Source organism: Bradyrhizobium sp. Crot121, assembly GCF_059512385.1.
Genome location: NZ_JCAMOR010000090.1, coordinates 16,553 through 27,364, shown reverse-complemented (window position 1 = coordinate 27,364; position 10,812 = coordinate 16,553). Strand labels below are relative to the sequence as shown.

Below are 10,812 nucleotides of genomic sequence, written 5' to 3'. Positions count from 1 at the left end.
AGGATCGTTTCCTTGGCAACATCGATCTCGGCGCAGACTCTGGCGGCGTGATCTCGGAATGTGGAACCCGCCTCTGTGAGTACGGCGCCGCGAGTGGTTCGTGCGAGCAGCTGGACGCCGAGCTCTGCTTCAAGCCGAGCGAGCTGCCGACTAACGATCGACTTGGAGACCCCGAGCCGACGCGCAGCATGTGATACTCCGCCGGCGTCAGCGACCTCTACGAATGTTCGCAGTTCTTCGATGTCCAATTCTAGCGTTCCTGTTTTTGCGACACAGTGTGGCAAGGGCGAGCGCTACCGTATCGCAAATGGGAATGGCACTGTCCACGCAGACGTCGTCGCAGTCGGCGGATGTCTCCCACAAATCAGCCTCATCTAACGGCAGTAGAGGATATTCATGACCTTTCGCAACGGCCTTGCGTCGCTTCTTCGTCCCGAGGACTCGGTACTCGTTCTGATCGACCACCAGCCCTACCAGCTCGCCAACCTGAACGGCCACGACCCTCAGGCGGTCGTGAACAACACGACGGCGCTTGCGAAAGCCGCAAAGGTCTTCGGTGTTCCCACGATCCTGACCAGTGTGATCGCCGGTCGGGGCGGCGTCATCTTCCCGCAGGTCACCGATGTGTTCCCGGGCCAGGAGGTGATCGACCGGACGTTCATCAATACCTGGGAAGATAAGAAGGTGGTGGATGCGGTCAAGGCGACGGGTCGCAAGCAGCTGATTATCGCCGGCTTGTGGACCGAGATCTGCGTCGCAATGCCTGCGATCCAGGCCGCCGGTGAAGGCTGGGACGTCACGGTGATTACCGACGCGTCGGGCGGCACCTCGGTGGAGGCTCACGAGGTTGCCATCCAGCGCATGATCGCAGCCGGCATCAACATGATGACCTGGCTGGCGCTCGCTGCTGAATGGCAGCGCGACTGGGCACGTGCGAAGACTGCTGCCGGGCTGACGGAGGTCATCATCCAGCACGTCGGTGGCAGTGGCATCGCCTATCTGTGGGAGCAGCAGCTGCTCAACACTCCGGTCCCGCGCGCCGCGGGCTGATTTGAACTGGGTGACGAGAAGCAAGCGCGATGCGTAGCAAAAGAGTTGAATGCTTGTCGATCCTCGTCACCCGCCTTGGACGGGCCGCTAAGAGAAAGCGCGCGGGCCATCGACTGCGCCCGCGCCGTGAAGGCGGCTGGTCGGCGCCGACACGGCGGCAGTTCGAAGAAATGGCCGGTCCGGAGGGTGCGTTCCTGATTGGTGATCCGGGGACGGTCGCAGCCGAGATGCTCCACGCCAGCGAGGCGCTCGGCGGCGTTTCGCGCGTCACATTCCAGATGAGCACCGCTTCGCTCGAAACCGCTGCGATGAAGCGCTCGATCGAGCTCCTAGGCACCGAAGTCGCGCCGATTGTTCGGGCGGCTGGCGCAAATCCGTGAGGAGTGTTCCGTCTCTGGAAGGAAACACGTGATGATATCCACATCTCCACGATCCGGCCGTTCCGTTGTAATCACCAGTGCCGGCACCGGCCTTGGCCGCGACATTGCGCTCGGACTCGCCGCCAAGGGCTACATCGTCTTCGGCACGGCGATGTCCGCCGCGGAGGTTCAGGATCTCAGGGACGCTTCCGGCGGACGTGTCAGCCTGACCGTCTGCGACGTCACAAAGGCGATGGGCGTGGAGGCTTGGGCCTCCGGTGTGACTGAAGCACTTGGCGCGGCCGGGCTCAACCTCCTGATCAACAATGCCGACATCCTCACTCACGGTCCGATCGAGATCCTTCTGCCCGACGCCATCCGGCAGGAATTCGAAGTCAACGTGTTCGGCGCCCTTTTAGTGATCAACGCGTTCTTGCCGGCCTTACGGAATGCGCGCGGACGGATCGTGCAGGTCAGCACATGGATGGCGAGCTTGCCATTGCCGTTCAGCGGACCGTCGGGTGCGTCGCATGCGGCGATGGAGGTGTTCTCGGCTGTCTACCGCGCCGAACTGAAGCCTTTCGGCATCGAGGTCGTGGTCGTGTCCACCGGCAACATGAAGACCGGCGGTCCAGCGAAGACGGCGGCCTTGGCGCGGATCACAAACGGAATGACGTCAGGTCAGCGCAAACTCTACGGCAAGTCGTTCGGCACCTTCGCGGACTGGTTCGACAGCATGCAGGCGACCGGAATCGAGTCGGCTGAAGCCGCAGCGCGCGTGATCGATATCGCCGAGCAACATCCTGCGCCGAGCCGCGCGGTGGTCGGTGCCGACGCCGAGCAGATGCTGAGAGCGGCCCACGAAAAGCCCGACGCGGAGCTGGATGCACTCCGCCTGAATACTATCGGCCTGAGCTGATTTCCATCTTAATCACAAGAAAGGAAAACGATCAAAAATGGCGATGCTGGCAATGCGGGATGGCACCCGGATCTTCTACAAGGACTGGGGTCCGAGAAAGGCCCAGCCCATCATGTTCCATCACGGCTGGCCATTGAGCGCAGACGATTGGGACATTCAGATGCTGTTCTTCCTCAGCAAGGGCTATCGCGTCATTGCGCATGACCGACGCGGGCACGGTCGCTCCGACCAGACCGATACGGGGAATGAGATGGACACCTACGCGGCCGATGTCGCGGCGTTGGTCTCGGAGCTCGACCTGAAAGACGCGATCCACGTCGGACACTCGACCGGCGGCGGGGAGGTGATCCGCTATGTCGCCCGCAGCGAGCTTGGCCGCGTGTCGAAGGCGGTGTTGATCGGTTCGGTGCCGCCGATCATGCTCGCAACACCGCGATATCCTGGAGGCCTGCCGATGGAGGTGTTCGACGGATTTCGCGAGGCGCTCGCTCGCAACCGTGCGCAATTTTTCCTCGATGTTCCTGCCGGGCCATTCTACGGCTTCAACCGTGAGGGCGCGGACGTAAGCGAAGGGCTGATCCGCAACTGGTGGCGGCAGGGGATGATGGGCGGCGCCAAGGCCCACTACGACTGCATCGCCGCCTTCTCGGAGACGGACTTCACCGAGGACCTTCAGGCCGTCTCCCTGCCGGTCCTGCTGATGCATGGCGAGGACGACCAGGTAGTGCCGATCGACGCTTCGGCGCGCAAGGCGATCGACCTGCTGACGAACGGCACGCTGAAGACCTATCCAGGCCTGTCACACGGCCTGTTCGCCACGCATCCCGATCTCATCAACGCCGATCTGCTGGCGTTCATCGAGGACCGGGCCGGCGCATGAGCGCAGTTAGGGACAACCCCGCCGAACATCGTTTCGAACTAGCGATCGACGGCAGCCGCGAGATCGCGGCTGCCTACTATCGCAACGAAAGCGATCGGCTCATCCTCACCCACACTGAAGTTCCGCAGCGATTCTCCGGGCAAGGGATTGCTTCGCGGCTCGCACGCGGCGTCTTCGATGCGATCCGTGCGAGCGAACGCAAGGCAGTCCTGCACTGCCCCTTCATGGCTGCCTATTATGCACGCCATCCCGAATATTCCGACATCGGCGACGGCACGGGCCGATCAGGAGAGACAACATGATAGAAATGGTCATCGAGCAGCGGCGCCGGAATCTCGGCGGCAGCTTCGAAGTCGGCCGCGTGCTGCCGTTCGCGAGGCGGCGCATGGTCGGTCCTTTCATCTTCTTTGACCATATCGGGCCGATCGATCTTGCGCCTGGCATTGATCGTAGTCGAATGCGCGTTCGCGGATCCGCCCTCGCGCTGCTCATATGATTTCGGCGATTGCGATCGATGCCGCCAAGGGGCGGCTGCTGGACGAAGGTGCGGATTATAGACCCGACGATGACGAATTCGAAGAAGCCAAGCATGTGTTTATGAGCGTCCAAGGCATCGTGCGGCAGCCGATCCATGGTCCGAGAGGCGAGACCCGCGGCGCGCACTATGCGTACGGGTATGATTTTCTCTGCAGCGAAGATGAAGATACTGGAAGCCCGCGCTAAAATTCGATCTTCGGTGCGGCCTATGCCGGAGCTTGCTGCGCATTGCTGGGAGCGTCTCAAGATTTCTGTTCGGAAATGGTAAACCGTTAGATCTGCTCGATAATGCCCCCCGCGGGGCCACGCGTTGGGCGATGTGTCAACGGCTCTGGAACAGGTCGTAAGTGCAGCTTGTTCATCCCCGACATGGCGTCGCCTTGCACCTGTTCCGACAAGCGCTCGACGTCACGCTGACGAATATCGTCAGCGGCCTCCGTGACATCGACTTCCGCAAAGCCCAGTTCCCGCAGACCCTGCGCTCCCATCGAATACGCCGACTCCACCGTCTCGCGGATTTGATAATCGACACCGGCCCGAAGTAGGTCCACGGAGTGCACGCGGTCGTAACTTCTTACAAGGACCTTCGCTTGCGGGAACGAGTGTTGCGCCAGCTCGACGATCTGCATGGTCTCCTTCGGCGCGCCGATGCAAATCATGATTGCGTCGGCCTCACCTGCGCCGGACGTGCGTAGCGTGTCGAGCCTGGTGCCGTCACCGAAGAATACCTTGAACCCGTATCGATCGGCATCGCGAATGCGGTCGGGATCGCGATCAATCACTGAAAGCTCGACGCCTTTCGACAACAACACCTGGGAAGCAATTTGACCGAAGCGCCCGAAACCAATGAGAAGCACGCGGCCTTTCAGGTCTCGGGCCGCTTCGACGTCCTCCATCGATACCTTACCGCGCAGCAAACCATCGACCACAAGGATCAGCAGCGGGGTCAAAGCCATGGACAGGATGACGACCGTGCCGAATAGCGCGTTTTCGCGGGCATTGATCACGCCCCCGGATGCAGCAGCCGTATAGAGCACGAAGGCAAACTCGCCGCCTTGCAGGAACATCGAGGTCCGGTGAATGGCGTGTGTGTTATCCGTGCCGAACAGGCGTGCGACGGCATACACCACGATACCCTTGGCGATGATAAAGGCGGGCAGCAAGCATAGCAGAAGCCGCCATTCTGCTGCGACGGTGGACAGGTCGAGCGACATGCCGACCGCCATGAAGAACAAGCCCATCAGCAGGCCGCGAAACGGCTCAACGTCGCTCTCGATCTGGTGGCGGTAGCTTGAATTCGAAAGCATCACCCCGGCGAGAAAGGTCCCCATCGCCATGGAGAGCCCGACGGCGTCCATTAGCAACGCCGCGCCGCAAACAACGAGCAATGCCCCCGACGTCATCACTTCGCGGGCCCGCGCTTTTGCCAAGAGCGCAAAGAACGGATTGAGCGTCCAGCGCGACACCGCCAACAGCAGGAGCAAGGCGGCAAGCGCGAGCGCGATATCGGTCCATTTTTGTGCGCCGTGCGTTACTGGCGATAGAAACGCGACGACCGCCAGAAGCGGTACGATCATCAAATCTTCAAAAAGCAGGATCGCGACAGACTTCTGGCCCTGAGCGCCCGACAATTCGCCGCGCTCCTGCAACAGGGACATGATTACGGCGGTCGAAGAAAGAACGAAGCCAGCTGCAGCAATAAAGGCAGCAGGACCCGGAAGATCGAAGATCAGCCGGCCCGTCAGCGTGAGCGCTGCAACCGCCGCGAAGACCTGAACCAATCCCAGACCGAATATCTGGCCGCGCATCGCCCATAGCTTCTGCGGCCGCAACTCCAGTCCGATCACGAACAGGAACATGACCACCCCCAGTTCTGAGAAATGCAAGATGGCGTTGGGATCGCTGAATACGCTCATCGCAGACGGGCCGACTAGGAGCCCAGCGGCGAAATAGCCAAGAACCGAACCAAGCCCGAGCCGCCGGAATAGCGGGACCGCAACAACAGCCGCGCCCATAAGGACGACGGCAGGTCCGATCGTCGCGCCGAGATTTGCGTCAGCCATGAGGTCGCTCATGCCGTAAGTTTGGAGGGTGCTTTCAGCGAGGTACCGGGTATCGGGCCGTCAGGAAGCGGAATGAATTCTTTATCGTCCGCATCCGGAAGCTTCATCTTTCCGGCTTTCCAGTCCTCCGCCGCTTGCACCAGCCGCTCGCGCGACGAGGATACAAAGTTCCAGTAGAGAAGCCGCTCGCCAACCGGTTCGCCGCCGAGAACCATGAGTGTGGATTGTTTCAACGCCTTGACGCGCGAAGCAGTCGGATCGAGTACGAGCATTTTTCCCGCCTCGTATTGGACGCCATCCATTTCCACCGCGCCTGTCGCTATATAGAACGCACGCTCCTTGTGACCGTTCGGAATTTCTGCGGTTGCACCGGGCTCCATCGCAAGATGCGCGTAGAACAACGGCGAATGCGTCTGTGCAGAAGCCGTCAGGCCGTATGCGCTGCCAGCAATGAGCTGGCCGACAACTCCTTTGTCATCCCATTGAGGCAGGGCGCTTCCAGAATAGTGGTTGAAGGATGGAGCAACTTCTTCCATCCCTGTTGGCAACGCCACCCAGGCCTGTATGCCGTGAAGCCGGTCACCATGTGCCCGCGCATGCTCGAAGCGTTCGCTATGCGTGATGCCTTGGCCAGCAACCATCCAGTTTACCTCTTGGGGGCGGATCGCTTGCTCATAGCCAAGGCTGTCCCGGTGCATAATCTCGCCGGAAAACAAATAAGTCACCGTCGAAAGACCGATATGCGGATGAGCCCGCACGTCTGCGCTGCGATCAATACCCGCCGGAATATCCATTGGGCCAATGTGATCGAAGAAGATGAAGGGGCCGACCATGCGTCGTTTTGCAAAGGGCAGAACGCGGCCGACTTCAAAGCTGCCACCGAGGTTGCGACGCCGCTCTTCAATAATCAATTCCATCATCTTGTTTCTCCTGATCGGGTTGCGCCGAATACGATGTCCGAATACTCGGAATGGCGTTCGCAGTAGGCGGTCATGGATGGCCAATCGAGGACGACCTCGCGACCGCTCGCACCGAAGTCGCCGCGTGCTAAACGAGAGCCGATGCCTCGTCCCTCGTACTGCTGCGGGACAATCGTGTGCGTGAGGACGATTTTATCTCCTGTAAAGCTGCAATACGCTGCCGCTATCCCGCTCTCATCGATGGGTAGCTCAAAGCGATGCTTGGCGTCTCGCGGACCCCAGTCCTTGTAGAAAATGCTGGTGCCATCTGTCGTGGTGAACGTTGACATTCTTCCTCTCGTTGTGAGCTTTCCGGAAGCGCATTCGGCCGCATTACGCTGGCCCCGGCATGCGCCGCAGTATCCCGGGAGCCGCGCGAACGATCGGCGCTACTTCAGTACCGAGGAGCTCGATCGACCGTTTCATCGCGGACGTCTCAAGAGATGCAGTGCTCATCTGGAACGTGATGCGCGAAAGCCCACCAAGCACCTCGCTTGCGTGAAGCATCTTCGCGGCAACCGTCGCCGGACTGCCGACCAGGAAGGCTCCTTCAGAACCCGCCATGTAGTCGAATTGCTGACGTGTCGGCGGCGACCAGCCACGCTCGCGGCCGATCTTCCCCGTAAGATGCGCCCAGCCCGGGAAAAAGGAATCGGCAGCAGCGGCGTCGGAGTCGCCGACGAAGCCCATGGCATGGATGCCGACCGGCAGGTTTTCGGGAGCATGCCCGGCCCTGGCACCGGCTTCGCGATACAAATCGACGAGCGGGCGAAAGCGTTCGAACGTGCCGCCGATAATCGCGATCATGAGCGGAAGTCCGAGCTTACCTGCACGAACGAACGATTCCGGTGTTCCTCCGACGCCGACCCAGATCGGCAGCCGCGCTTGATGCGGTCGCGGATAGATTCCCTGAAGATCGAGCGCAGGTCGGAAACGGCCTTGCCATTTCACATGGGTCGCCTCTCGAAGCTTGAGCAGCAGATCGAGCTTCTCGGCAAATAGATCATCGTAGTCCCGCGCAGCCAGGCCGAACAGCGGGTACGCCTCGGCGAATGACCCTCGACCGACGACGATTTCGGCGCGGCCCTTGGCGATGAGATCAAGGGTCGCGAACTCCTGAAACACACGCACGGGATCGGCAGCGCTGATGACAGTGACTGCGCTTGTCAGTCGAATTTTCGACGTTCTCGCCGCTGCTGCCGCCAGAATGATCGTAGGAGCAGAATCGAGAAATTCCGCGCGGTGGTGCTCTCCGATCCCGAACACGTCCAGCCCGGCCCGGTCGGCAACTTCGACCTCTTCGATGAGATTGGCCATTCGCTCAGTTGCCGACGGAAGTTTTCCGTTCTGCGGGTCAGGGAGAATGGCTGCAAAACTGTCTATTCCGATTTCCATCAATAGCCTTTCGTTTCATTGGTTGATGCAGGTACGTGTGCGGATGAGCGAGGCGGGTGCTTTATGGTCAGAACCTGTAGGTCGCCATGACGCCAAGCATCTTTATGGTCTGCGCCGGTCCGGTTTCCCGAATGAACGACCCCGCCCGGAACGCGCTCAGGGATGCTGTCAGATTGAGTTCCGGCGTTGCCTGCCAGGCGACGGCAAGTTCGAGCTGTGTGCCGATGAAACGCGCTGTGCTGTCCTTGCCGCTTCGCACGACATTGCCTGCAATGCCGTAAACGCCGTCAGCCAGGCTCTGCCGCCAGTAAGCGGCTCCCGTGAGCGTCACTGCAACATCCTTATAGGGCTCAATCGTTACGCTGGGCCGCGCACGAATCAGATTGCGGGGTCCGATTGGAGATAACGCGCCGAAGTACTTGCCGCGTGGGAAGAGAGGATTGAACGTCCCAAGTTGCTGATCACGCGGGTTGTCATCACCCGATATGACTTCAGCCGTAAAGCTCGCATCCGGCTTCATGGGAGCGTCCAGGAAACGGTAGCCGACTTCGCCGCCGACTCCCCAGCCGGTCCGACGGTAACCTGCGAATTGACCACCCTGAAGTGCGCCTTCGATATTCCAGTGCCAGGAGCCGGTATCTCCAAAAACCCTGCTTCCAAAGGTGTGAACGACCTCTTTGCCGGTGCCTTGGTCATAGACCGCAGCGTTGTCACGCAAACCCAGATAAAAGGCGTCGACGCCATTCGCATGCGTCGCGTTCAGCCATTGGGTCGCATAGACGCCCCAAACGGCTTTCTGCCGCGAACTGCGATCGTCGAAATCGTCCGGCCTGTTGTCGACAGGGCGATAATACAGAGCGGTGACCTGGCGGAATTGACCCGTTAGCGTCGCGTCTGCGCCCTCAAAAGCCTGAGGAATATTGACGCCATAACGCGTGTCGATAAAGCGGCCTGCGCCCAGCGATACCAGTTTACGTCCCGCCGACAAGCTCAGCGAGGTACGATCCGCGACATCCAGCCGGACCTCACCAAACGCCTGAAGCATATCGGTGCCAGTCGTATCGACGGGCCGCGTTGGACGGTCGACGCCTGAGATCGCAGAAACGATGGGTTGCGCAAAAAATCGGACACTGTCCGCGTGAAGGTCGACATACGGCATGAAACGATGCCAGATGTAACTATCGTTCGGCGCCGATCCCCAGTTTACATTGGCATAGCCCTCGTAGCGAGAGCGGGCTTCCATGCCCGTCACGAGATACGTAGATCGGTCATCACCAAGCGGAATGTACTTGAATGGCTCTGTCCAGCGACCCGTGCGCGACGCGGGATTCGCGAGATATGTCCAATTCTCGTTATAACGCTCGTTGGTCAGTGTCGGTGCGCGCTCGACATCGGTCCTAACCTGCGCCTGCGCAACAAGCGGCATAGCGGCGAGTGACGTCGCGAACGCGACGCTCCGCCTTACTGTCCGCAATCGCGCTCGCCTGGCGCGGCTGCAGACGCTTTTGAAGATGAGAGTCAGTCTTGTCGGAATGACGAAGTCCAATACACATAGAGCGATTACGTAATGCATTCTGCACGCACCTCGTCACCCCGCTGAAGTTAAGCCGGGGACGGCACAGGCGTATTCAGAAGCTGCTGCTCCCACTCAAACGCAATGCCGGTGCCGCCGAGGTGCGAGATCAATGCGAGGCAGACTTCGGTCCGCAGGCCTGCGACGACCAGTTGCTTGCGGCCGGTCGCCTTGACCAGATCGACCACCCTCTTGTGCTCGCAAGCGTTCCCCAGGTGCGGTCGATCACTTCCTGATCCGGGAACACGTCAGTGATTTGCTTGAAGAGAACGCCGCCACGAGCCGCCAGCACACTGGTGAGGATCGTCGGAACATTGAAGGCTTTTGCAAGCTTCGCCAGAGCGGTGAAATTGTTCAGCGCCGCCTGAGAGTCATGGCTATTCACGTTCGTAAGCTGGAAAGGCTTATGATCGATCAGAACGAGAGCCGAGTCCTCGGGACGAAGAAGTGAAGAAAGGCCGTTGCGGAATTTCATGAAAACCTTATGCGCTTAAGTTTTGAATGCGGATTCCCGCCCCGTGCGACGACACCGGTGTGGAGTTTGCCAGTATCGCTAACGGTCCGGTAGGATCGTTGTTTGTCACACTGTGTCGCGAAACTAGGAACGCAGTTATACGTGGCCTTGGGGTTGTCTTGAGACATACCGTGTCGCGAAATCAGAAACGGACTATTGTAGCGGAAATGAAGACTTACGTGCCTTTATTGAGGTTGCCGACGGGGAAGGGATAACGCCAACTGCGCACCGGCTTGGCGTTCCCAAATCTATTGTCAGCAGGCGCCTCGCTCGACTTGAAGAAGAGCTTGGCGTCCATCAAAGCCCTTTGACCTTTCGCAGCGGCAACGGCATTCGCTCGGGTCGGATCTTCCCGCGCGTCCGGTTCAATGTCTTGCCGCTTTCTCGGAGGATGTTTGGCTGCCGACTACCGACAATGCTGCTATCACGCGATCGCCTGACGTTCCTGAAGCCGGCGCTCGGTTGGCGCATTCGACTATGCGCTATCGTCTAGTGCAAGTCACCGGCTCGTTCCCGGTTCTGCGACACAGTGTATCGCTGCGACTAACTACCGTCGAATAAAC

The 10,812-nt window shown here is 59.9% G+C and carries 13 protein-coding genes and 2 pseudogenes; 8 read left to right on the top strand and 7 right to left on the bottom strand.

What is annotated here, in order from left to right; translation table 11 throughout:
• The coding region (locus tag AC5ZGW_RS39815; protein ID WP_496114077.1) for a LysR family transcriptional regulator at positions 1-248 on the bottom strand (248 nt) is incomplete at its 3' end.
• 148 nt (positions 249-396) lie between these two features.
• Here AC5ZGW_RS39815 and AC5ZGW_RS39810 point away from each other — a divergent pair.
• The 7 genes and pseudogenes from AC5ZGW_RS39810 to AC5ZGW_RS39780 all read left to right on the top strand — a co-directional run bounded on the left by AC5ZGW_RS39810 (position 397) and on the right by AC5ZGW_RS39780 (position 3,931).
• Positions 397-1,050: a hydrolase gene (locus AC5ZGW_RS39810; protein ID WP_130225448.1), complete on the top strand. Its 654-nt coding sequence runs from the start codon at positions 397-399 to the stop codon at positions 1,048-1,050.
• A gap of 125 nt (positions 1,051-1,175) precedes the next feature.
• Positions 1,176-1,430 (top strand): annotated as a pseudogene (locus AC5ZGW_RS39805) (LLM class flavin-dependent oxidoreductase); the annotation flags it as partial.
• A 31-nt stretch (positions 1,431-1,461) separates the two neighbouring features.
• Complete coding sequence (locus AC5ZGW_RS39800; protein ID WP_130225447.1) at positions 1,462-2,328, top strand: SDR family NAD(P)-dependent oxidoreductase; 867 nt, start codon at positions 1,462-1,464, stop codon at positions 2,326-2,328.
• 37 nt (positions 2,329-2,365) lie between these two features.
• Positions 2,366-3,208: an alpha/beta fold hydrolase gene (locus tag AC5ZGW_RS39795; RefSeq protein WP_130225446.1), complete on the top strand. Its 843-nt coding sequence runs from the start codon at positions 2,366-2,368 to the stop codon at positions 3,206-3,208.
• Complete coding sequence (locus AC5ZGW_RS39790; protein ID WP_130225445.1) at positions 3,205-3,510, top strand: GNAT family N-acetyltransferase; 306 nt, start codon at positions 3,205-3,207, stop codon at positions 3,508-3,510. The genes AC5ZGW_RS39795 and AC5ZGW_RS39790 overlap by 4 nt, the downstream gene beginning before the upstream one ends.
• A gap of 5 nt (positions 3,511-3,515) precedes the next feature.
• Entirely contained in the window at positions 3,516-3,704 is a 189-nt protein-coding gene (locus AC5ZGW_RS39785) for a hypothetical protein (RefSeq protein WP_496114076.1), read from the top strand.
• Positions 3,701-3,931 (top strand): hypothetical protein, encoded by a 231-nt coding sequence (locus AC5ZGW_RS39780; RefSeq protein WP_130225443.1) that lies wholly within the window; start codon positions 3,701-3,703, stop codon positions 3,929-3,931. Before AC5ZGW_RS39785 ends, AC5ZGW_RS39780 begins: the two co-directional genes overlap by 4 nt.
• 86 nt (positions 3,932-4,017) lie before the next feature.
• On the opposite strand, the gene AC5ZGW_RS39775 is transcribed toward AC5ZGW_RS39780, so the two are convergent.
• The 6 genes and pseudogenes from AC5ZGW_RS39775 to AC5ZGW_RS39750 form a co-directional block, all read right to left on the bottom strand.
• Positions 4,018-5,808 (bottom strand): monovalent cation:proton antiporter-2 (CPA2) family protein, encoded by a 1,791-nt coding sequence (locus AC5ZGW_RS39775; protein WP_130225442.1) that lies wholly within the window; start codon positions 5,806-5,808, stop codon positions 4,018-4,020.
• Positions 5,809-5,816: 8 nt separating this feature from the next.
• A complete protein-coding gene (locus AC5ZGW_RS39770; protein ID WP_130225441.1) occupies positions 5,817-6,728 on the bottom strand; it encodes a pirin family protein in 912 nt (303 codons plus the stop codon).
• Positions 6,725-7,057 carry a GNAT family N-acetyltransferase gene (locus AC5ZGW_RS39765; protein WP_130225440.1) on the bottom strand — a complete coding sequence of 111 codons (333 nt, stop codon included), beginning with the start codon at positions 7,055-7,057 and terminating at the stop codon, positions 6,725-6,727. Before AC5ZGW_RS39765 ends, AC5ZGW_RS39770 begins: the two co-directional genes overlap by 4 nt.
• A gap of 43 nt (positions 7,058-7,100) precedes the next feature.
• Complete coding sequence (locus tag AC5ZGW_RS39760; protein WP_130225439.1) at positions 7,101-8,162, bottom strand: LLM class flavin-dependent oxidoreductase; 1,062 nt, start codon at positions 8,160-8,162, stop codon at positions 7,101-7,103.
• A gap of 67 nt (positions 8,163-8,229) precedes the next feature.
• Positions 8,230-9,735 (bottom strand): alginate export family protein, encoded by a 1,506-nt coding sequence (locus AC5ZGW_RS39755; protein ID WP_130225438.1) that lies wholly within the window; start codon positions 9,733-9,735, stop codon positions 8,230-8,232.
• 29 nt (positions 9,736-9,764) lie between these two features.
• Positions 9,765-10,210, bottom strand: a pseudogene (locus tag AC5ZGW_RS39750) (isochorismatase family protein).
• Between the two features lie 226 nt (positions 10,211-10,436).
• Between AC5ZGW_RS39750 and AC5ZGW_RS39745 the strand changes: the two are divergent.
• Positions 10,437-10,742, top strand: coding sequence for a helix-turn-helix domain-containing protein (locus AC5ZGW_RS39745; protein WP_130225454.1), 306 nt, complete (start codon positions 10,437-10,439; stop codon positions 10,740-10,742).
• Positions 10,743-10,812: the final 70 nt, after the last annotated feature.

Coding starts and splice junctions, on each gene's coding strand:
- AC5ZGW_RS39770 (WP_130225441.1), bottom strand. CDS start 6,728: ATGATGGAATTGATTATTGAAGAGCGGCGTCGCAACCTCGGTGGCAGC.
- AC5ZGW_RS39765 (WP_130225440.1), bottom strand. CDS start 7,057: ATGTCAACGTTCACCACGACAGATGGCACCAGCATTTTCTACAAGGAC.
- AC5ZGW_RS39780 (WP_130225443.1), top strand. CDS start 3,701: ATGATTTCGGCGATTGCGATCGATGCCGCCAAGGGGCGGCTGCTGGAC.
- AC5ZGW_RS39795 (WP_130225446.1), top strand. CDS start 2,366: ATGGCGATGCTGGCAATGCGGGATGGCACCCGGATCTTCTACAAGGAC.
- AC5ZGW_RS39800 (WP_130225447.1), top strand. CDS start 1,462: ATGATATCCACATCTCCACGATCCGGCCGTTCCGTTGTAATCACCAGT.
- AC5ZGW_RS39790 (WP_130225445.1), top strand. CDS start 3,205: ATGAGCGCAGTTAGGGACAACCCCGCCGAACATCGTTTCGAACTAGCG.
- AC5ZGW_RS39775 (WP_130225442.1), bottom strand. CDS start 5,808: ATGGCTGACGCAAATCTCGGCGCGACGATCGGACCTGCCGTCGTCCTT.
- AC5ZGW_RS39810 (WP_130225448.1), top strand. CDS start 397: ATGACCTTTCGCAACGGCCTTGCGTCGCTTCTTCGTCCCGAGGACTCG.
- AC5ZGW_RS39760 (WP_130225439.1), bottom strand. CDS start 8,162: ATGGAAATCGGAATAGACAGTTTTGCAGCCATTCTCCCTGACCCGCAG.
- AC5ZGW_RS39755 (WP_130225438.1), bottom strand. CDS start 9,735: ATGCATTACGTAATCGCTCTATGTGTATTGGACTTCGTCATTCCGACA.
- AC5ZGW_RS39785 (WP_496114076.1), top strand. CDS start 3,516: ATGGTCATCGAGCAGCGGCGCCGGAATCTCGGCGGCAGCTTCGAAGTC.